Raw genomic sequence first — 19,835 nt, forward strand, 5'->3', positions numbered from 1 at the left:
AAAGGAAGATTAATATGGCAAAATTTATTTATCCAACAGATACAACAAGGGTAACAAGTGGTTTTAGAGGCAGCAGACCAGATCATCATGGGGTAGACCTTGCAGAACCAGGTTATCATCCGATTTATGCAGCGGCTAGTGGACAAGTTAGTCGCTCTTATTATTCATCTAGTTATGGTGAATGTATTATGATTGTGAATAATATTGATGGGGTCAAATGGGAAACTGTATATGCTCATATGCGTAGTGGTTCTCGAACGGTGAATGTAGGGGATTATGTTACACAAGGACAAACTATTGGAGTTATGGGGAACACTGGAGATTCTAGTGGCCAACACTTGCATTTTGAAATGCATAAAGGTGGCTGGGATATTAATAAGAGTAATGCTGTGAATCCGTTAGACTATCTGGGAAAAGGAGACGGTGGTAACACTGGAAATGATTCTGATCCTACTGATGTAGATACACGTAAAAACGTGACGCTACCTTCTGATTGGTTAACTAATAACTTAGGTTGGTTACAATGTGTAGAGCGACAATCTTGGGTGTATAAAGAACCAAATGAACTTGCGGAAGTAGTAGGAAAGATTCCTCTTGGCAGTGGGCATGTGTATTTAGAGACTGCATGGGATGGGAAAAGATTTTGGTTTAAAATTGCCAATGATAACTGGGTTCCTGAAACAGTAATGCGTATTGAAAAAGATGGTAGAAGTAAAGGTGTCATTTGGAATGAATGGGATGGGCTAGAATGTTACCATCACGCAAATTACAACAGTGGTATACGCGATCGAGTAAGTGTAGGCCAATGGGTAATTGAGTTTAGAGATAACAACTGGATTTATATTACAGATAAAGGCTGGGTAGAGTTTGACGAAAAAATTATTCGTTGGATTCGATAGATTTGTTAAAAAGAAGAGTAGGTCCTTATGGAGCGACTCTTCTTTATTTTTTATTAATTAGAATCACAAGCTAAATAACAATGTAGCTAGAAAAAGGATTTCTATCAATGATTAACAAAGGAGCATGTATAAATGAAGAAAATAGCAGATATATCTTATCATAATGGAAATATAAATTGGGCTGAAGCGAGTAATGATTTGGAGCTGGCTATTATTCGTGTACAATATGGATCTAATAAGGTTGATTCAAAATATAAAGAATATGTCCAAGGTTGTAAAGCATATGGAGTTCCATTTGGTCATTATGCTTATGGATGTTATACAAGTGTCCAAGACGCTATTGTAGAAGCAAGAGATTTTATGAATCGTGCAGACAAGGATGCAAAATTCCTTGTATTGGATGTAGAAGATGACACACTTGCTAGTTGTGGACCCACTAACTTAGCAAAAGCATCTCAGGCCTTCATTGATACATGTCGTGCAGCGGGCTGGAAAGTTGGATTATACGTGTCACATCACATGTATACAAGTTATGGACTAAATAGTGTGAGTGCAGATTTCTTATGGATTCCTCGTTATGGTGGCAGTAAACCTGCATATAGCTGTGATCTATGGCAATATACTGAAACTGGTAGCGTTGCAGGAATTACTGGTAATGTAGACTTAAATTACTTAGTAGGAAATAAAACTATTGAATGGTTTATAGGAAAGGGCTCTAATTCAAATAATCCTGATCCTACAGATGTAGACACCCGAAAGAATGTATCATTACCACCAGATTGGTTAACCAATAACTTAGGTTGGTTACAATGTGTAGAGCGACAGTCTTGGGTATATAAAGAACCAAATGAAATTGCGGAAGTAGTAGGAAAGCTTCCTCTTGGCAGTGGCCATGTATATTTAGAGAGTGCATGGGATGGGAAAAGATTTTGGTTTAAAATCGCCAATGACAACTGGGTTCCTGAAACAGCAATACGTATCGAAAAAGATGGTAGGAGTAAAGGTGTCATTTGGAATGAATGGAAAGGATTAGAGTGTTACCATCATGCGAATTACAACAGTGGTATACGTGATCGAGTAAGCGAAGGACAATGGGTAATTGAGTTTAGGGATAACAATTGGATTTACATTAAAGATAAAGGTTGGGTAGAATTTGATGAAAAAATCATTCGCTGGATTCGCTAATTAAAAAAATTATTTGTATTAAAGTAAAACTAAAAAAGATGAAACATATCGATAGGATAGTTTTAGAACAAATAGCGTTTGACTTGCATTATAGTACAGGCTATATCCGACGAAAACACGCTGAAATAAGAAAGATTGTCAAGTTTTTAGATGGGTTTTAATGTTACCTTTTTGTAGGCTACATGCAGTGTACAGAAAGTATTGAAAAAGTGATTTATAGTAGTAATATAAGATTTCGACGAAAGGGCAACTATATTTATGGTTGCTCTTTTTGTTGTGAAAGAAGGTGAGCAACATGAAGTAATTTTATAGATTAATGGGTATTTGGCTGATAGTCATATTTAATATGGTAGTAGTTTTTTAGGCAAGCATAATGGGAAAATAAGGAGATGTTTAGTAATGAGTATATTAGCTACTTCAGTTAAAACAAAGAATTTGCCACAACAAGTGTTACGTTGGCAATCAATGGTAGAAAGTGAATGTTCTGCACAAGGAGTACCTGAGTTAATTCCTTACGTACTTGGAATCATTATGGTGGAAAGTGACGGGAATTCTGAAAAAACACCTGATATTATGCAATCAAGTGAATCACAAGGGTGGCCAATGAATACAATTAAAAATCCTAAAGATTCAATTTATTATGGAGTAAAGCATCTAAAAGGAGCTTTTGATGATGCGAAAAAAAATGGTATTACAGATTTAAGTGCCATTGTTCAATCATATAATTTTGGACGAGCTTACCTTCGCTGGTTAGCTTCAAACAAGAAACAACATTCATTACCGGTGGCGGATCTGTATTCTAAAACGGTTGTTGCACCATCACTTGGAAATACAACAGGTGCCATGGTTCGATATAGTAATCCAATTGCTGTGGCATACAATGGTGGCTACCGATATAAAAACGGAGGGAATTTCTTCTACGCTGAAATTGTTAAGCAATATGTTGATTTTGATGGGGGAACTAATCCTTCTGAAAATAAAGAACCATCAGAGTGGGCGAGAAGTGCATGGAAGTGGGGATTAGAAAAAGGAATTGTAGATGGGAATTCACATCCACATGGAACGGTAGTAGAAGAAATCTTGGTACACATGTTACAACGTGTATACAACAACAAAGTATTTTTAGGTACTGGAAGTGCAGTATCCTTCGCTATTGATACAAGTTACCGGAATGGAGAACCGTCAGAATGGGCGAGAGACGCATGGAAGTGGGGTCTAGAAAAAGGGATTGTAGATGGAAATTCACATCCACATGGAGAAGTGACAGAAGAAATTCTGGTACACATGTTGCAACGTGTATACAACAACAAAGTATTCTCAGGTACTGGAAGCTCAGGAGCATTTGTCACTAATGTAAGTTATCAAAATGGAGAGCCATCAGAATGGGCGAGAGATGCATGGAAATGGGGATTAGAAAAAGGAATTATAGATGGGAATTCACATCCACATGGAAAAGTAACAGAGGAAATTTTAGTACACATACTACAACGATGTACAAATAATGGGGTATTTAAGTAATTATAAGATTTTCATATTATAAAGATTCTTGTCAAATAAAAAAGTAAACGAAGGTACTCATTTAAGTACCTTGATTATACTGTGCAAAAAAGAAAGGAAGATTAGTATGGCAAAGTTTATTTATCCAACAGATACAACGAGAGTAACAAGTGGTTTTAGAGGCAGCAGACCAAATCACCATGGGATAGACCTTGCTGAAGCAGGGTATCATCCGATTTATGCAGCGGCTAATGGAAAAGTTAGTCGCTCGTATTTTTCATCTAGTTACGGTGAATGTATTATGATCGTGCATACTATTGATGGAGTTACATGGGAGACTGTATACGCTCATATGCGTAGTGGTTCTCGAACGGTGAACGTAGGAGATTATGTTACCCAAGGACAAACTATTGGAGTTATGGGGAACACTGGGGATTCTAGTGGCCAACACTTACATTTTGAACTGCATAAAGGCGGCTGGAATATTAATAAGAGTAATGCTGTGAACCCATTAGACCATTTAGGAAAAGGACCTGATCCTTCTGAAAATAAAGAGCCATCAGATTGGGCAAAAGATGCATGGAAATGGGGATTAGAAAAAGGAATTATAGATGGAAATTCTCATCCGCATGGAACAGTTTTAGAAGAAATTTTAGTACACATGTTACAGCGTGTATACAATAACAAAGTATTCTTAGGTACTGGAAGCGTAGTATCGGTTTCTATTGATACAAGTTATAGAAATGGGCAACCATCGGAATGGGCGAGAGATGCATGGAAATGGGGACTAGAAAAAGGAATTGTAGATGGAAATTCTCATCCACATGGAGAAGTGACGGAAGAAATCCTGGTACACATGCTGCAACGTATATACAATAACAAAGTATTCTCAGATACTAGAAGTACAGTGTCAATCGCCTCTAATGTGAGCTACCAAAATGGAGAGCCATTAGAATGGGCGAGAGATGCATGGAAATGGGGATTAGAAAGAGGAATTATTGATGAGAACTCACATCCACATGGAAAAGTGACAGAGGAAATTTTAGTGCACATTCTACAACGATGTGCGAATAATGGAGTATTTAATTAAATAAAAAGCCTGATTCTTATTCTGCTAATCCCTGTCTAATAGACAGGGATTAAAATTTATAATTAGAAGATTTAAATTCACAAATCGTTTGTTTTTAGTGTAGCTGAACTAAGTGTATACAATCTACGTTGTGTTTTAGAAATAGTATATGTTTACTAGAAACATATTTTTGATATTAGGTTACGACGTAAGTGATCCGAATTGGTAGTTTTTCTGTTAAATACTGCACTCATTAAATATCTGAATATTCTTTCGAGTCGGAGAGTAAATATTACTCCTTTAATTAAATTAAGATATTATTTTTCAAACTACATAGCAAAATTTACGTACTAAATGAGATTGTTAGAAAATCAATAAACAAAATTAAAACGGGAGAGGAAGATATGACAAATACACATCCAGAGGAAAATCAATTTCAGAACCAAATTCTAAATCAAATCATGCCAAGTGATGACAATCAATTTATGGAAATTGATGACGTTGTGGATAATTTAGTGAATGCTGGGATTATTACCGCTAGCAATTTTAACGTCAACGTGGAGCTGTTTAGAGGAAGTCCAATTACTGTTTCCATTGTAAAAACGGGAAACCCAGCAACAGAGGTTCCTACAAAAGTAGTTACCGAGGATAGTATTGAGGGACAAATTGAGGTGGACGTTAAACCAGAAGGGATTAAATAATGAGATAAAAAGACAAATATATGCATATTAAGATTTTTAATTTTTAATTAAATACGAAGTAGGAGAGAGGTGGAAATAATGGATGGTTTGCAAGAGATGAAAGGTGATGTTCAGGAAATAAGACAAGATATTAAAGATATACGATTAGAGATTAGAGGTCTAGAAATGAGGACAGCAGGTAATGAAAAAGACATTATTAATATTAATAAGCAATTAGATAAGATTAGTGCAAATACAACATGGATATTACGCCTTATTATTGGTGGAATAATTGGAGCAGCTCTGACCTTCCTCTTGAAAGGTGGCGGTATGTAATGATTGAAATTACGGCAATGATTGGGGCTGTTATAGGGTTATCGCAAATTGCTAAAACAAATGGATTGCAAACAAAATATATTCCGATATTTAATTTGACGCTTGGCATTATACTGGGTGTTTTATTTTTGTCTCAAGATATCAAAATGAATATATTTCAAGGAATGATTATCGGATTGTCAGCAAGTGGATTGTTTGACCATACGAAAATTATAAAAAAGGATGACAATAGGAAATGAAAAAGAAATCCAAATTAACCCATGGAATGATCGTATCATGGAAGAAGAACACAAGTGGTTATTAGAACCAAACGCGAAAATTTGGCCCGAAAAGGAATAGACGAAAATAAAAACGAGCACTCCTATTTATAGTGATGAAGTGACCCCTAAAAGTTAGACACGGTTATTTTATCAAGCTGCCTTAATCCGTTTTGTATTATAATAATCTATATATATTTCTAATTCTATTTTAAAATGCTCTACACTTTCAAATTCTTTTATGTAGAGGAACTCCGCCTTCATAATTCTGAAGAAATTCTCTATTACTGCGTTGTCGTAACAGTTACCTTTTCGAGACATGCTCTGTACAATAGCTCTTGATTCAAGTGTACGGACGTATTGTCTCATTTGATAATGTCATTCTTGATCAGAATCCATCAGTAGTTGGTGATTTTCAGGCAAATGTTCTAATGCATTCTCTAACATCTTTGAAACAAGTGAATACGTCGGTCTAGAACCAATTGTATAGGTAATAATTTCACCATTATACAAGTCTAATACAGGTGATACATACAGTTTCTCTCCAAACAATGTAAACTCTGTGATGTCCGTTACCTATTTTTGATTCGGTGCATCTGTATAAAAATTACGCTCTAAAATATTAGGTGCAATTCTACCGACTTTTCCTTTATAGGATTTATATTTCTTCATATGCACAACACACTTTAATCCAAGCTCTTTCATAATGCGTTGAACCTTTTTGTGATTCACTTTCTGACCACGATTCGTTAATTCATCACGAATGCGACGGTAACCATAACGACCTTCATTTTCCTCATAAATCGCTTTCATCTCAGCTTTCAAATCGGCATCTACATCTGGACGATTCATTTTCTTTACTAAATTATAATACGTGCTTCGTGGAATATTAGCTAGCTCCACGAGTGCCTTCACCGAATATTTATGCCTTAATTCATAGACTACTTGCGCTTTGTCTGGTCTCGTGATTTTTCCAAACAGAAATCGTTGAAGGGGCAGGAATGTTAAAAATAGCTGCCGTCTCAAATAAGGACATACCGTTTTCAATCATAAAGTTTAGTACGTCTAGTTTAAATTGTTGTGTGTAATTTGTACAACGTTTTAGAAAAGCTTCCACACCATTCTGTTTATACTGGTTTACCCAATTCAAAATAATTGTGTTACTTATACCGATCGCTCTACCCATTTTTCGATAACTTTCATTTCCGTTCAAATACCGTAGAACGATTTGTATTTTTTCATCAGCTGTAAATTTAGCCATAGAAAAACTGCACCTCCAATTGTTAGACTGTGTCTAACAATTGGAGGTGCAGTTCAGAATAAGATGCTCTTTTTGTATTAATCACATAGATTCATTTTCGGGTGAGGTAAAAAACTCGTTGATTTTGTTGGAAAGTAGAAATGGAATGGCTCCTTTTATAACAGAAATATCCCAATCCCACCATGCGAGATTTTCTAGCTTGTCAATCGTTTCTTGCGGGAAACGATATCGAACAAATTTTGCAGGATTACCAGCTACAATTGCATATGGAGGTACGTCTTTTGTAACAACACTCTTTGCCCCAATAATGGCTCCGTTACCAATTGTAACACCAGATAAAATGCAGGATTGATAACCAATCCATACATCGTTGCCGACTACGATGTCACCTTTTGAAGAAGGATGACCAGTAATATGTGCTCCTTCATTAAAAAATGCATTAAATGGGTATGTCGTTATCCAGTCTGCGCGATGTTCACCGCCAAGTATAAAAACGACTTCTTCTCCTAATGAACAAAACTTACCTATTTTTAATTTTGTTTCATCATTCCAAGAAAAAATGGTTGGACCTACTTTACTATAAGTATAATCACCAATATCATATTTATTATATTCAGGTTTTTGATTTAAAAATAACATAACAAATTTAGCATCCTCTCTAAAGCAAGTAATGGATATGGAACATTATATGCAACTTGGAATAAGTCGAACTGTGTTGTATGAATTGGTAATGCACAAAAATAGTAGTAGGCGTAATACATAAAAAAGGAGTGGAATGAATGATATACAAAATGGGATTATATAATAAACCTTTTCAATCAATTCAATTAGGAAAAAAAGTATATGAAGTACGTTTATACGATACAAAACGTCAACTTATAAAACAAGGCGATAATATTGTATTTACGAACCTTACGACAGCAGCAACGATGACTGTAAAAGTAACGGAAATAAAACGATACGCAAGCTTTAAAGCAATGTACGAACAAATTGATCACAAATTATTGGATTGTGAAAATGATAGTTTAGAGGAAATGCTAGAAAGTACATACAAAATATATACGAAAGAACAAGAAAAAAAGTGGGGAACAGTTGCGATTCGTATTGAGGTAATAAAATGATAAGAAATCGCGGCGGGGCTATCATTGTGCAGGAAGGGAAAATTGCTCTTATAAAACGTATTCGAGAAGGGGAAACATATTATGTTTTTCCAGGCGGAGGAATTGAAGAAGGAGAAACAGCTGAAGAAGCAACAAAGCGAGAAATTTATGAAGAATTAGGGGTACATATAAAAGTGGAGCATCTGATTGCAAAGGTGGAGTATAAAGGTACGGAGTATTATTTTAATGCCCATATTATAGATGGAGTTTTCGGAAGTGGTAAAGCTGAAGAATTCAAACTGAAAGATAGAGGGAGTTATATTCCGTTATGGTTACCGATACACGAGTTGGAAAAAGTGAGTATAAAACCGTATGAAGTGGTCGGAAGTATATGTAATCATTATAAAAAGTAAGGTCTGACAACATACAAAAAAACCCATTGACATAGTCTTCTGATTTAAGTATTGTATTCGAGTATGTTTATAATCAGGAGGTTTATATGAGCAATCAAACTACTACACATCATGTGAAAATGACAACAGCAGATCCATCTGGAATTGGTCTATTTGGATTAGCGATGGTAACACTTGTAGCATCATCTCAAAAGTTAGGCTTAACAGATGGCGTTTCACTTGTATTACCGTGGGCAATCTTTTTAGGAGGATTTGCACAAATCTTTGCGTGCATTCACGATGCAAAGCATAACAATACGTTCGGTACAACAGCATTCGGTGCCTACGGCCTATTTTGGTTAGGTGTTGGAATGACTTGGTTAATTCAACTTGGAGTATTTGGCGAAAAATTAGCACAAGCTGCAGATTCAAAACAGCTGGGTGTAGCCTTTATTGGATATTTGATTTTCACAATCTTTATGACAATTGGTGCAATGGAAACACATAAAGTATTATTTATGATTTTCGTCCTTATTGATTTCTTATTTATTGGTCTTTCATTAAGTACTTTAGGTGTTATGCCGCATGCAATGCATAATTTAGCAGCGTATTCTGAACTATGTATTTCATTATTATCTTTCTATGGTTCAGCAGCAGCAGTGTTAAATACACACTTCGGTAAAGTTGTATTACCAGTTGGAAAGCCGTTTGGTATTTTTAAAAAGTAATAAAAAAGCACAGGTGATTGTATAGTCATCTGTGCTTTTTTATATGGAATAAATAAAAATGAAAAATATAATTGAAATTGATTCTCATTATTAATATAATGAGAATGAGAATCATTTATTGTAAGAGGGGGATGCCGAAGTGGCAAAAATTTTAATAGCCTATGCAAGTATGTCAGGAAATACAGAGAGTATTGCTGATTTAATAAAAGTTAGTTTAGATGCTTTTGATCATGAAGTAGTATTGCAAGAAATGGAAGGCATGGATGTTGAAGAATTATTAGCCTATGATGGAATCATTTTAGGATCTTATACGTGGGGCGATGGTGAATTACCGTTTGAGGCGGAAGATTTCCATGAGGACTTAGAAAATATAGATTTATCAGGGAAGAAAGTAGCGGTATTCGGATCAGGTGATACGGCGTATGAACTATTTTGTGAAGCGGTAACGATATTTGAAGAAAGACTTGTAGAACGCGGTGCAGAGCTTGTACAAGAAGGATTGAAAATCGAACTAGCTCCAGAAGATGAAGAGGATGTTGAAAAATGCAGTAATTTTGCAATTGCATTTGCTGAGAAGTTCTAAGAATGGGAGTGTCAACGTGGAGACAATGTTAAGTGCGACCGCTATTACAAAGTTAAGAGATGGAAAACTTATGTTAGCTACTACATATAATGGCTTATTTATTGAACGAGACGGAGAATGGAAACAAATATTAAATGGTTTTCAAAAACGAATTAGGGATTTACATAGCGAAGATAATGTAGTGTATGGTGTAGGTGACGAAGGGATTTTTATTCGTAGTATGAATGGTGGGGAGAACTGGACGGTTCAGCGTTTTCCAACAAAAGCAACGAGTTGGAATGTGTGTAGTAATGTACAAGGAACAGTCATTGCTCATGGAGATAAAACGTTGTATCGTTCTAATGATTTTGGTTCGACATGGGAAACCATTCATCCATTTCTTGAGTATGGTGGCGGGGCACCATCTATTCGATCGTTATTTTTATATAAACATTACTTATTTATTGGTACGAAAATACATGCTAAATATGGTGGTGTTTGGCTCTTTAATTTGGAGACACGTAAATTAAAGAGGATTAAAATCGTGATGAATCAGATGATCTCAGCGTTGACTGTACACAATTCTTATATAGTAGCAGCGAGTGGATCGTGCAAGGGGATTAGCGGGAATATTTCTTTTTGTAAAATAGATGAAAGTATTGAGAGTGAAAAAACATATTGGCACACATGTCAAAGTGAGCAGAAAGCAAGTAGCTATTTAGCCTTGAGTGTAGATCAACATGTGCTATATACAACGTCAACGCAAAATAAGGCGGGGATTAGTACGGTTTGTCGTGTACTTCTAGAAGAAGGACTTGTTACAGTATGTGACTCAGTTAAAGGGCATGGCTGGCGCATTGTTAACCAAAAAGAGGGTTATGTTGTAGCTGGATCAGGTGAATCAAAAGCGATGCAATGGAAGAAAAAAATTATATAGCAAAAAAAACTTTACTTTTATTATATTGATATGATATAGTTACTTTAAACCATTTTACTTTTAATAATATAGAGATTTAAATGAGCTGTAACTTCCGAGGAGGATAGCAATGTTAAATCTCCTCTGGGGTTGCAGTTTTTTAATTTTTGAAGTATTATTGTAAAGTGGTTGAAAATGAATATGTACATATAGGTACATTGTAGGAGGATTTTTTAAATGCAAAACGGTAAAGTAAAATGGTTTAACGCAGAAAAAGGTTTCGGTTTCATCGAAGTTGAAGGCGGAGAAGACGTATTCGTTCATTTCTCAGCTATCCAAGGCGACGGCTTCAAATCATTAGAAGAAGGTCAAGAAGTTACTTTCGAAGTAGAACAAGGTAACCGTGGACCTCAAGCTACAAACGTTAACAAGAAGTAATTATGGAAAAAAGAAGGGCTTGCCCTTCTTTTTTTTGCATTTTTATTGAATAACCTCCTATGTACATATAATAATGAGATTAAATTTTCGTTTATTAGACGAAGTATTTCATGCATAAAGTGCATGAATAAATAAATACTGAAAATAGAGTATGTGTGTGAAAAGGAATTTAGAAAGAGGTAAATAAATTGGAAAACGCTACACATTTTATTGTGTTCGATATAGAGAGAAATTTCAGGCCGTATAAATCAGAAGATCCGTCAGAGATAGTTGATATCGGAGCTGTAAAAATAGAAGCAAGTACAATGAAGGTAATTGGAGAATTTTCGGAGTTAGTAAAGCCGAGTGCACGACTCACTCGTCATACGACAAAATTAACAGGAATTACAAAGAAAGATTTAATTGGTGTGGAGAAATTCCCGCAAATTATAGAGAAATTTATTCAATTTATCGGAGAAGACTCTGTATTTGTTTCATGGGGAAGAGAAGATTATCGTTTTCTATCTCATGATTGTACGTTACACGGTGTAGAATGCCCATGTATGGAAAAAGAGAGCAAATTTGATTTGCAGAAGTTTGTTTTCCAAGCGTATGAAGAGTTATTTGAGCATACACCAAGTTTACAATTTGCAGTAGAACAGCTCGGTTTAACGTGGGAAGGAAAGCAGCACCGAGCTTTAGCGGATGCTGAGAATACAGCGAATATACTTCTTAAAGTATATAGCGAGAGAGACATTCATAAACGGTACAAAAGACATGGTGAGCTTGAACTTGTAGAGAACGGAAAACTAACAGAAAAAGCGAAAAAAAAGATGCGAAAATGGGTATTTAAAGAAATGAGAAAAAATACAGAGCGTCCTTTCGTTTGGAGTGCATTTGAAAGTAGTGACACGTGGGAAAGTATAACAGAAAGATATTATATAAGTGAAGCTACAGTAGAACTTTTGAAAAAGCATTTTCGTACGGCGGTTAGAAAAGCGGAAAGACAGATTAGGTATTTGGCTGAGATGGAGGAGAATGTAGAGGTTAAATGACATTCTCCTCTATTTCTAGCTACATAAATTTAACGTCATTGTATTGATGGATGAATAAAGTATTCATATTAAATAGGAATTGATTTGTTGTGATTGGGCCATTATAATTGCTTTGAAAATTAAGGTGGGGTAAGAATTTTTAAATACATTCATAAAACTAGAGCCCATAGAAATGAAAGAGGGTAGAGTTAAATGGAAGCAATCTTTAACATTGTAACAGTTTTAGTTTTTGGGATAATATTTACCACGCTATTAGCAGTAATTACACTTCCTTTCATAGCAAAGAAGAAGAATTGGAAAAAGCTTAATATATCTTTAAAGCGTGGTGTATTAAAGATTAAAATCGAAGAGTAAATATGAGTTTTATACAAGGGAGGTGTGATAGTGATAGACTTGGATATTAAAGACGTCACCGTACAGATGGAATTAAACGGTGTCTTTTGGAATGAGGATGGGCTTGCTGAAATGACGGTGACTACAAAAGCTGAGCATTCTCTTATTCTTCGTCTAGTAGTTGACTTAGAAAGTAAAACTATTAGGGCGACGAGTGCCGAAATAGTGAATGGATTCTGCCCTCTGTGCAAACAGAAAAGGGACGAATGTAGTGAACTTAATGACTTGCAAAACAAAATGGATATTTTAGAAGAAGCCTATGATTGGGTAAGAGAGCATCCAGAATATCGTTTTCAATTATCTTTTTACGAGTACAATAAATTTGAGGTAGTGAAGTGAAATTTTCATTTTACCAACATACATAGTGACTACTCTAATGGAAATACGCTTGTACAACAAGGAAGGAATCTACTGGATTCTGCAACAATTGTTATCTTGGATTAAAAATAAACATATTTTGTTATAAAGCAGAAAAACCGATTCTACTAAGAATCGGTTTTTAATATAAAGGTCAACTAAGTTCAAAATAAAAGAGCGCTTATTAAAAGCGCTCAGTAAAAATAGATATATGGAAGGATTTATTCAATCCCGTTCGGATCATAAGAATACTGCTGCTTATTCTCAATCCGCTCAATCACATCTTGCAATTCATCTGGCTTCAGAAATTCAATCGGAGAGAAGCCTTTCTCAAACGTAAGTGTATCAGCTTCGATCATTAGTACGTATCGGTCATTTACTTTTGCGATATGTATTTGATCCCCGAAATCAGCAAGCAGGGCCTTCACAGAGATATGATCTGCTTTTAACTTTAATTCCACTTCAGGAGCATGCTCGACGATTTGAGCGGTAGCCTCCATTACTTCTTCAGTTGAAAATTGTTCCATAATTTCGCGTTTCGGACTGGCAGCCCATACTTCCATTGCTTGGTCGAATTGTTCGCGTTCTTCCGTACCTTCTTCAAATACATCTTCAATTTGGTCATATACCATGTCCATTACTTGTGTTTTCATAATTTCAGGCATAGAGCGTTCGTACTCGACGAATTTTAAGAAGTCTTCAAAGTAGCGGGCGTGTGATGCTTGGTGAATTTTTAGTTCGCCTACTTCGACCATACCTTCTTCAGGCATGTACGGATATTGGATAGATTTCATATTTTTTGTTGTGATGGCCATTTCAACGTTACGAATCAGTGTGGATTCATCTGAAATAGAAGCGACTTTCGGTTCGAAGTCACATTTCATAACGAAAACGAATGGATCATCAAAGTATTTGCGTAGTTTTGCTTGCGCAATTAAAAATACACCACCGCGTACAGCACTTGTGTCCAGATATGTATAAACGAGAGGTTCACTCATATCTTTGAAGTTTTCTTTTGTTTCCGCAAAGCGAATGCGATTAAAGAGGTTGTAATGAGGGTTTGAATCAAGTTCGTGCCCTTCTTCTACAATGAAGCGACCAATCTTTGTCGGAGCTTGTTCTGTTTTCGCATGACGTTCTACTTTTCGCTTTGAAATTTTTAATAATTCACCATTCAAAAATTCTTTTAAGGAGCTATCTTCATACTCTTCAGCGTCTAACGTTTGAAAATGTTTGTAGCGTTTATCAACAGCTTCACCTTTTCCTTCTACTTGTACAACATAAAAGGAAAGATAATTTATTTCAAAATCCATATTTATCACCTTGTTTCATTTCATTAACTCTTATCAGTATAGAGATGGAAAAAACTTTCGTCAATTTATATAAAGGAAGGGGGAGCCCCTTCCTTTATATATTTTTTACTTTCGAAATTAAAATCCGTCTTCTAATGCTGAAAATGGAATGTTTAGTCTGTTTTCTATTGTACGTAAACGCTGGTTTAAGCGGTTTAATCTACGTGTATGACGCTCAACCGTGTTTTCTAATTGACGTACTCTTTGTTCAAGCTCATTTACTCGTCTTTCTAGTTGACGGTTTCCAGTACCAGGAAAAGAGATTGGCAGTTGGAATTGTCGATTTTGATCATATGGATTAACTTGTTCTGTTGGATCTATATATTGTTGGTATTGTGCTTGTAAATCATATTGAGGTTGATAACCATTTTGGTTATATGGATCGTATGGATTGTAGGGGTACATAAAAATATCCTCCATTTCTTTAAAATAGGTTAATTCACCATAATGTATGTGTGAAAGCGGAGTGTGGCACGGCAAATACCTATTTATGTTCACAAGGTGTTTCTTTATAAATAAGAATATGGAGTTTTACATTTGTATTTCTTTCGTTTTATGGTATATACTGGATAAAAAGGTGAGGTTACATAAAGGTTACAATTCTATCGAACTCCAACTTTTATGTAAATATGTATAGACATTTAGAAAAGAAAAGAGTAATTTATATAGAGTGAAAAATAACTTGTAACATTTTATAAATATATTGTAAAATGATTGTAACAAAACATACATAAAAATGAAATAATACATAAAAGTAATATTGGGAAAAAGGGGAGAGTATATTGTTCCGTAAAGTAAAGGGTATATTAGTTGGGGTGTTATGTGTAGCTATAGTGAGTGGTTGTGGTGCAAAAGTAAGTGATGTTGCATTAGTAAGTGACATTGGTGGCCACACGGTAGAGGCTAAAGCAGAGGTGCAGGATTCTATTAGTTTAGTAGATGGTCGTACTGGTACGGAAGTGAAAAAACTAGATTTATCGAGTCTAGGTTATTTTGAAGATGAAGCAAAATTTAAAAAATCGGTAACGAAGGTTGCTAGTGAGGTTGGGAAAAGCGTTGATAAAAAGATGGTTCCTTCACGCGTAGCACCTGATGGAAGTTGGCAAGAAGGAAAACCTGCTTATGAGTTAATGGAAAAAGAATTAGTAGATAAATTATTAAACGTTGGTATGTGGGACTCTTCATATCAATTACCTATTGTTGAGAAAAAGCCTATCGCAACATTAAGTGATGCGCAAGGAAGTGGTACGGTAATTGGTAGATATGAAACGAATTTAGGTGGCTCAGCAGGTGGCCGTATTGAGAATATTCGCTTGTCAGCAGCGGGCATAAATGGAGTTGTATTAGCAAAAGGAGACAGTTTCTCTTTCAATGCATTAATTGGTGATACAACGCCAGATAAAGGATATCAACTAGGAAAAGAAATTGTAGATGGTAAATTAGTAGATGGATACGGCGGTGGTGTTTGTCAAACATCATCAACATTATACAATGCAGCAGATCAAGCTGGTTTGAAAATGGTAGAGAGAACGACACATTCTAAAACGGTAGGTTATGTTCCACAAGGAAGAGATGCTACAATTGCGTATCCATACTTAGACTTAGTGTTTGAAAACACGAATGATGCACCTGTGAAACTTTATATGGGCATTCAAGGTGGAAAGTTAGTTGCTGAAGTACATAAAATGAGATAAGAATAATAGTAGACTGTTTCGTAAAGTCACCTTTTCTGAAAGTTAGAAGAGGGGGCTTTTTTATTATGGAAATAAAAAAGATTATAAATTCTGACTTTTCTTATTTACATAGGGTGATTTTAGTTGTATCCTTCATAGTAACGGTTATATGTATTGGAAATATATAAGGATAAGGAGATGGAGTTATTCATGGTACAAATTCATCCGAAAACACGTATTGGTCATGTTGAATTTAAAGTGCAAAATTTAGAGCGCCAAATTGCTTTTTATGAGAATGTAGTAGGCTTAAAAGTAATTCAGCGTGAGGAGAATAAAGCATATTTATCAGGAAAAGGTGGAAAGAACACGTTACTTGTTCTTGAAAAATTAGAGGACGGGGTATTGCAAGAGCCGCGTACGACTGGTATATATCATGTAGCTTTTTTAGTTCCAACTCGTGAGGCTTTTGCTTCGGCATTATTTGGGGTGATTCGTAATAAGAATGTAATTGATAGTCCGGATGAGCAAGAAGGACGTTATACATATTCAAATGAAATTTTACCGATCTCAAGGTTTAATAGTGCAAGTGATCATACATATAGCGAAGCGTTTTATTTACAAGATTTAGAGGGGAATGGTATAGAAATTTATGCAGACCGCCCGCGTGATCAATGGGGAGAAGGACCAGGAGGAAGTACGCCGCTAGATTTAAAAGAACTGGCAACGCTCGTTGATTATGAGGTTGATGGATTGCCTGCTAATACTGTCGTTGGGCACGTACATTTACGAATAGCGGATGTAGAGAAGTCACACGAGTTTTATGTAGAGACAGTAGGATTTGAAGTGCAACAGCGTGAAGATGACTGCTTATTCATTTCTGCAGGAGGATATCATCACCATATAGGTGCAAATACGTGGAACGGAGTAAATAATCCACATCCACCAGCGTATGCAACTGGACTTAAGGTATATACAATTGTATTACCGCATAAAGAAGCGTTAGATGAAGTGAAAGAAAGATTAATAGAAAAACAACATAAAGTAAACGAAAGTACAAACGGATTTACAGTAGTAGATCCTAGTGGTATTACAGTGCAGTTTGAAATAGAGACAGCATAAAAGAAGTCGGAAGGTGTATAATCACTTTCCGACTTCTTTTTGATACGTAATCCAAGTAGCACAAGGATTGAAAGGAAAGGATTTTAATATCTCCATTGCATATATACTCGTTGAATCGAATTCACCTTGAATGAAAGAATAACCATGTTCACTTGCATACATAGATTGTTTGAAAACGAGAAGTTTCAGTAAGGATAAATTTTCTGTAGTGTGAGTCCCACACCATCCTAGTTCTACCGTATTATCTCTTTCTGATGTATGGAGGAAAGAGTACGCAATAATTTTATTTTCTTCATCTATCATTACAAAGCTCCCATCTAGTAACACATCATCAGTTAAGATCTGTTCTTTCCAAGTTTCGAGTGGGTATGAGGCAACGGGATTTGCTAAGTGAGTATCCTCATAATTCGTTTTTACTAAGTGAGCTAGATTTTCAAAGAAGCTATTATTAGACTCGATGTTTGATAAGGTTTGTACATGATAATTTGAATGACGCATTGTATCGATAGCTATGATTTTTCGTACGTCTAATATCGGCATATATGTTCTTCGGATTTCCGTAAAATTATGTTCTTCATAATAGGCTTTTAAATGAGCCGATGTTTCCCATATAGAGGTTTGTAATGGTAATTTGAAGTTTTCTCGTTTTAGAATCTCGGTTAAAAAAATTTGTTCTATGTGTAGCACTGAATAGAAAGGGTTCGTATATATTCGAAAGTATGTGCAGTATGGATGGAAGTTATTATTCCAGGTGAGAAAGGTGCCTACTACATCTTTTTTATAGTAGGCAACATATGCACATTTTGTTTTATTATCTCGTAATAAATTAAATAGATAAGAGTCTTCATTGTATAAATCAATAAGTTGTTTTACTTTTAGCTCATTACTTCTACTATATTTCTCTATAACAAGATTATTTTTATCGGATGACTTTTTCATAGCTTAATCCAAAATCTTCTTACTACATTTCCATCTTCCTCGATGAAATCATCATCACGAAGCCCGCCGTTATGTAAAATTGTTTTTTCTGATCCTGTATTCACTTCGTCACAAACGACAAGTACTTTCTCGATGTTTAATTCCTTCGTTTTTTCTAGCGATAATTCTAATAACTTCGTAGCATAACCTTTTCTTCTTTCAGAAGGGCGAATGCCATAACCGATATGACCTCCAGCGTTAAATAAATGCTCGGTTAAACTATGACGTATATTAACAGCTCCTACAATTTTATTTTCATCTGTAACGAGCCAATACGTAGAGTCTGGTACCCAAGATTCAGGGAGGTTTATTCCGTTATGCGCATCGTGAAGTTCTTGAATCATTGCCGTGAAATTAGAGGGGTCTTTTGAGATAACCCATGGAATCATTGTTTCACCGCTATCTTTCCATTCTTTATAAAAATCTAAGTATTCTTCTTGTAAATCGGTAGTAGGTGTAAGTAAAGAGACGTTCATTGTTAGTAAGCTCCTTTATTTATGTAGTATTTATAAAAAATTACGATACAAAATGAAAGCGTTTTCTAAACTTTCTCAACCTCATTTTATGCAATCCATATCCCGTTTTTAAATGGAAAGTAAAGTTTATGGTTTTTCGTATAAAAAGTGGGCTGAATTCTATTTATGTTAATATTGAAAATATTAACATAAATCACCTAGGATATTAAGTATATTTTAATAAAATGTTTTTATATCGATAAATGGATGTGTGTGATAATTTTTGTTTTATCTATCTATAATGAATGAAAGGGGGAAGGGCTCGTGAGTGTAAATTTTGATTTGATTATACGAATCGGTGTTGCGGGTTTGTTAGGAGCAATAATCGGTATTGAAAGGGAAATTCGATCAAAAGAGGCGGGATTAAAGACTCATTTCCTCGTAGCGGTAGGGAGTGCTTTAATAATGGTCGTTTCAAAATATGCCTTTTCAGATATTATGAATGAAGAACATACGGCTCTTGATCCGAGCCGTATTGCAGCGCAAGTGGTTAGTGGAGTAGGTTTTTTAGGTGCAGGTACAATTATTATTCAAAAACAGGCGGTGAAAGGGTTAACGACAGCGGCTGGTTTATGGGCTACAGCAGGAATTGGATTAGCAATTGGCGCTGGCATGTATGTAGTAGGCATTGGAGCGACGATTCTAGTTTTAATTGGTTTAGAGATTGTGAGCCGTATTTTTAAGGTGCAATTTTTATTTCCGCAAAATATAACAGTGCAAATGTGTATAAATAAACATGAGGCGGTACAGCAAATATTAGAAATACTTCATATGAAAGACATTCCAATACTTTCATATGAAGTGGAGACTTCACAGCAAGGCGCAGAAATAGTATATAAGGTAGGAATGCAGCTGAAAAATATATCGTCAGAAGAAAAGAATGAATTTATTCAGCATATGCAAACATTACCGGAAGTTACGTTTATAAAGTTAAAATCATAGCGTTGAAAACGAGGGTAGATATAGCAGACATTTCGCTATTATCTATCTTTTTTTGATATAAAATTCACATAAAGTCAAGTGTTAATTTTGCTAGGCATGGATACATGTGTGAACGTTCCCTTATTTTTTCTCAATACAGAATAAAAAGTAAG

Annotated in this window: 24 protein-coding genes and 2 pseudogenes; 20 read left to right on the forward strand and 6 right to left on the reverse strand. The window is 35.3% G+C overall.

Features of this window, described 5'->3' with window-relative positions:
• Positions 1-14: 14 nt before the first annotated feature.
• From QEP67_RS09820 to QEP67_RS09855, 8 genes and pseudogenes are all read left to right on the forward strand, one after another.
• Entirely contained in the window at positions 15-899 is an 885-nt protein-coding gene (locus tag QEP67_RS09820) for a M23 family metallopeptidase (protein ID WP_341056635.1), read from the forward strand.
• 132 nt (positions 900-1,031) lie between these two features.
• Entirely contained in the window at positions 1,032-2,084 is a 1,053-nt protein-coding gene (locus QEP67_RS09825) for a glycoside hydrolase family 25 protein (RefSeq protein ID WP_000716768.1), read from the forward strand.
• A gap of 399 nt (positions 2,085-2,483) precedes the next feature.
• A complete protein-coding gene (locus QEP67_RS09830; RefSeq protein ID WP_000025241.1) occupies positions 2,484-3,602 on the forward strand; it encodes a lysozyme family protein in 1,119 nt (372 codons plus the stop codon).
• Positions 3,603-3,708: 106 nt separating this feature from the next.
• Positions 3,709-4,671 (forward strand): M23 family metallopeptidase, encoded by a 963-nt coding sequence (locus QEP67_RS09835; protein WP_001051383.1) that lies wholly within the window; start codon positions 3,709-3,711, stop codon positions 4,669-4,671.
• Between the two features lie 383 nt (positions 4,672-5,054).
• Positions 5,055-5,351 carry a hypothetical protein gene (locus QEP67_RS09840; RefSeq protein ID WP_000185567.1) on the forward strand — a complete coding sequence of 99 codons (297 nt, stop codon included), beginning with the start codon at positions 5,055-5,057 and terminating at the stop codon, positions 5,349-5,351.
• 78 nt (positions 5,352-5,429) lie between these two features.
• A complete protein-coding gene (locus QEP67_RS09845) occupies positions 5,430-5,666 on the forward strand; it encodes a hemolysin XhlA family protein (RefSeq protein WP_000348873.1) in 237 nt (78 codons plus the stop codon).
• Complete coding sequence (locus QEP67_RS09850) at positions 5,666-5,905, forward strand: hypothetical protein (protein WP_000570181.1); 240 nt, start codon at positions 5,666-5,668, stop codon at positions 5,903-5,905. Before QEP67_RS09845 ends, QEP67_RS09850 begins: the two co-directional genes overlap by 1 nt.
• A gap of 10 nt (positions 5,906-5,915) precedes the next feature.
• Positions 5,916-6,005: pseudogene (locus tag QEP67_RS09855) on the forward strand (5-deoxyglucuronate isomerase); the annotation flags it as partial.
• Positions 6,006-6,076: 71 nt separating this feature from the next.
• Here the strand turns inward: QEP67_RS09855 and QEP67_RS09860 are convergent.
• Both QEP67_RS09860 and QEP67_RS09865 read right to left on the reverse strand, forming a co-directional pair.
• Positions 6,077-7,184, reverse strand: a pseudogene (locus QEP67_RS09860) (IS3 family transposase).
• Positions 7,185-7,265: 81 nt separating this feature from the next.
• Complete coding sequence (locus QEP67_RS09865) at positions 7,266-7,823, reverse strand: CatB-related O-acetyltransferase (protein ID WP_000898179.1); 558 nt, start codon at positions 7,821-7,823, stop codon at positions 7,266-7,268.
• 140 nt (positions 7,824-7,963) lie between these two features.
• Here QEP67_RS09865 and QEP67_RS09870 point away from each other — a divergent pair, with 140 nt between their 5' ends.
• The 9 genes from QEP67_RS09870 to QEP67_RS09910 all read left to right on the forward strand — a co-directional run bounded on the left by QEP67_RS09870 (position 7,964) and on the right by QEP67_RS09910 (position 13,086).
• Positions 7,964-8,305, forward strand: coding sequence for an ASCH domain-containing protein (locus QEP67_RS09870; protein ID WP_000639514.1), 342 nt, complete (start codon positions 7,964-7,966; stop codon positions 8,303-8,305).
• Positions 8,302-8,697 carry an NUDIX domain-containing protein gene (locus QEP67_RS09875; RefSeq protein WP_000620841.1) on the forward strand — a complete coding sequence of 132 codons (396 nt, stop codon included), beginning with the start codon at positions 8,302-8,304 and terminating at the stop codon, positions 8,695-8,697. The genes QEP67_RS09870 and QEP67_RS09875 overlap by 4 nt, the downstream gene beginning before the upstream one ends.
• Before the next feature lie 86 nt (positions 8,698-8,783).
• Positions 8,784-9,404, forward strand: coding sequence for a GPR1/FUN34/YaaH family transporter (locus QEP67_RS09880; protein WP_000070936.1), 621 nt, complete (start codon positions 8,784-8,786; stop codon positions 9,402-9,404).
• Positions 9,405-9,543: 139 nt separating this feature from the next.
• Positions 9,544-9,987 (forward strand): flavodoxin, encoded by a 444-nt coding sequence (locus tag QEP67_RS09885; protein WP_001062770.1) that lies wholly within the window; start codon positions 9,544-9,546, stop codon positions 9,985-9,987.
• 16 nt (positions 9,988-10,003) lie between these two features.
• On the forward strand, positions 10,004-10,903 hold the full coding sequence (locus QEP67_RS09890; protein WP_000449522.1) for a hypothetical protein: 900 nt from the start codon (positions 10,004-10,006) through the stop codon (positions 10,901-10,903).
• Positions 10,904-11,119: 216 nt separating this feature from the next.
• A complete protein-coding gene (gene cspB, locus QEP67_RS09895; RefSeq protein WP_001179147.1) occupies positions 11,120-11,320 on the forward strand; it encodes a cold shock-like protein CspB in 201 nt (66 codons plus the stop codon).
• A 188-nt stretch (positions 11,321-11,508) separates the two neighbouring features.
• Complete coding sequence (locus QEP67_RS09900) at positions 11,509-12,354, forward strand: exonuclease (protein WP_000426515.1); 846 nt, start codon at positions 11,509-11,511, stop codon at positions 12,352-12,354.
• 192 nt (positions 12,355-12,546) lie between these two features.
• Positions 12,547-12,708, forward strand: a complete 162-nt coding sequence (locus tag QEP67_RS09905; RefSeq protein ID WP_000387289.1) for a hypothetical protein — start codon at positions 12,547-12,549, stop codon at positions 12,706-12,708.
• A gap of 30 nt (positions 12,709-12,738) precedes the next feature.
• A complete protein-coding gene (locus QEP67_RS09910) occupies positions 12,739-13,086 on the forward strand; it encodes a hypothetical protein (RefSeq protein WP_000566109.1) in 348 nt (115 codons plus the stop codon).
• A gap of 239 nt (positions 13,087-13,325) precedes the next feature.
• On the opposite strand, the gene QEP67_RS09915 is transcribed toward QEP67_RS09910, so the two are convergent.
• A complete protein-coding gene (locus QEP67_RS09915) occupies positions 13,326-14,417 on the reverse strand; it encodes a DUF3900 domain-containing protein (protein ID WP_000345047.1) in 1,092 nt (363 codons plus the stop codon).
• Between the two features lie 117 nt (positions 14,418-14,534).
• Positions 14,535-14,876, reverse strand: a complete 342-nt coding sequence (locus QEP67_RS09920; RefSeq protein WP_306426526.1) for a hypothetical protein — start codon at positions 14,874-14,876, stop codon at positions 14,535-14,537.
• Between the two features lie 362 nt (positions 14,877-15,238).
• Here QEP67_RS09920 and QEP67_RS09925 point away from each other — a divergent pair, with 362 nt between their 5' ends.
• A complete protein-coding gene (locus QEP67_RS09925; protein ID WP_000488975.1) occupies positions 15,239-16,150 on the forward strand; it encodes a VanW family protein in 912 nt (303 codons plus the stop codon).
• Positions 16,151-16,339: 189 nt separating this feature from the next.
• Complete coding sequence (locus tag QEP67_RS09930; protein ID WP_000249892.1) at positions 16,340-17,248, forward strand: VOC family protein; 909 nt, start codon at positions 16,340-16,342, stop codon at positions 17,246-17,248.
• Between the two features lie 21 nt (positions 17,249-17,269).
• Here QEP67_RS09930 and QEP67_RS09935 read toward each other — a convergent pair whose 3' ends face one another.
• Both QEP67_RS09935 and QEP67_RS09940 read right to left on the reverse strand, forming a co-directional pair.
• On the reverse strand, positions 17,270-18,187 hold the full coding sequence (locus QEP67_RS09935) for a hypothetical protein (protein ID WP_000749722.1): 918 nt from the start codon (positions 18,185-18,187) through the stop codon (positions 17,270-17,272).
• Positions 18,184-18,702, reverse strand: a complete 519-nt coding sequence (locus tag QEP67_RS09940) for a GNAT family N-acetyltransferase (RefSeq protein WP_001103112.1) — start codon at positions 18,700-18,702, stop codon at positions 18,184-18,186. Before QEP67_RS09940 ends, QEP67_RS09935 begins: the two co-directional genes overlap by 4 nt.
• A gap of 303 nt (positions 18,703-19,005) precedes the next feature.
• On the opposite strand from QEP67_RS09940, the gene QEP67_RS09945 reads away from it, so the two are divergent.
• Positions 19,006-19,683 carry an MgtC/SapB family protein gene (locus QEP67_RS09945; RefSeq protein ID WP_000115593.1) on the forward strand — a complete coding sequence of 226 codons (678 nt, stop codon included), beginning with the start codon at positions 19,006-19,008 and terminating at the stop codon, positions 19,681-19,683.
• Positions 19,684-19,835 lie beyond the last annotated feature (152 nt).

Source organism: Bacillus cereus group sp. MS39, assembly GCF_040448665.1.
GTDB classification, from domain to species: domain Bacteria; phylum Bacillota; class Bacilli; order Bacillales; family Bacillaceae_G; genus Bacillus_A; species Bacillus_A wiedmannii.

What these genes read in the sequence shown, in the direction of transcription:
- QEP67_RS09820 (WP_341056635.1), top strand. Translation starts at nt 15, where the DNA reads ATGGCAAAATTTATTTATCCAACAGATACAACAAGGGTAACAAGTGGT.
- QEP67_RS09825 (WP_000716768.1), top strand. Translation starts at nt 1,032, where the DNA reads ATGAAGAAAATAGCAGATATATCTTATCATAATGGAAATATAAATTGG.
- QEP67_RS09830 (WP_000025241.1), top strand. Translation starts at nt 2,484, where the DNA reads ATGAGTATATTAGCTACTTCAGTTAAAACAAAGAATTTGCCACAACAA.
- QEP67_RS09835 (WP_001051383.1), top strand. Translation starts at nt 3,709, where the DNA reads ATGGCAAAGTTTATTTATCCAACAGATACAACGAGAGTAACAAGTGGT.
- QEP67_RS09840 (WP_000185567.1), top strand. Translation starts at nt 5,055, where the DNA reads ATGACAAATACACATCCAGAGGAAAATCAATTTCAGAACCAAATTCTA.
- QEP67_RS09845 (WP_000348873.1), top strand. Translation starts at nt 5,430, where the DNA reads ATGGATGGTTTGCAAGAGATGAAAGGTGATGTTCAGGAAATAAGACAA.
- QEP67_RS09850 (WP_000570181.1), top strand. Translation starts at nt 5,666, where the DNA reads ATGATTGAAATTACGGCAATGATTGGGGCTGTTATAGGGTTATCGCAA.
- QEP67_RS09865 (WP_000898179.1), bottom strand. Translation starts at nt 7,823, where the DNA reads ATGTTATTTTTAAATCAAAAACCTGAATATAATAAATATGATATTGGT.
- QEP67_RS09870 (WP_000639514.1), top strand. Translation starts at nt 7,964, where the DNA reads ATGATATACAAAATGGGATTATATAATAAACCTTTTCAATCAATTCAA.
- QEP67_RS09875 (WP_000620841.1), top strand. Translation starts at nt 8,302, where the DNA reads ATGATAAGAAATCGCGGCGGGGCTATCATTGTGCAGGAAGGGAAAATT.
- QEP67_RS09880 (WP_000070936.1), top strand. Translation starts at nt 8,784, where the DNA reads ATGAGCAATCAAACTACTACACATCATGTGAAAATGACAACAGCAGAT.
- cspB (WP_001179147.1), top strand. Translation starts at nt 11,120, where the DNA reads ATGCAAAACGGTAAAGTAAAATGGTTTAACGCAGAAAAAGGTTTCGGT.
- QEP67_RS09905 (WP_000387289.1), top strand. Translation starts at nt 12,547, where the DNA reads ATGGAAGCAATCTTTAACATTGTAACAGTTTTAGTTTTTGGGATAATA.
- QEP67_RS09915 (WP_000345047.1), bottom strand. Translation starts at nt 14,417, where the DNA reads ATGGATTTTGAAATAAATTATCTTTCCTTTTATGTTGTACAAGTAGAA.
- QEP67_RS09920 (WP_306426526.1), bottom strand. Translation starts at nt 14,876, where the DNA reads ATGGAGGATATTTTTATGTACCCCTACAATCCATACGATCCATATAAC.
- QEP67_RS09930 (WP_000249892.1), top strand. Translation starts at nt 16,340, where the DNA reads ATGGTACAAATTCATCCGAAAACACGTATTGGTCATGTTGAATTTAAA.
- QEP67_RS09935 (WP_000749722.1), bottom strand. Translation starts at nt 18,187, where the DNA reads ATGAAAAAGTCATCCGATAAAAATAATCTTGTTATAGAGAAATATAGT.
- QEP67_RS09940 (WP_001103112.1), bottom strand. Translation starts at nt 18,702, where the DNA reads ATGAACGTCTCTTTACTTACACCTACTACCGATTTACAAGAAGAATAC.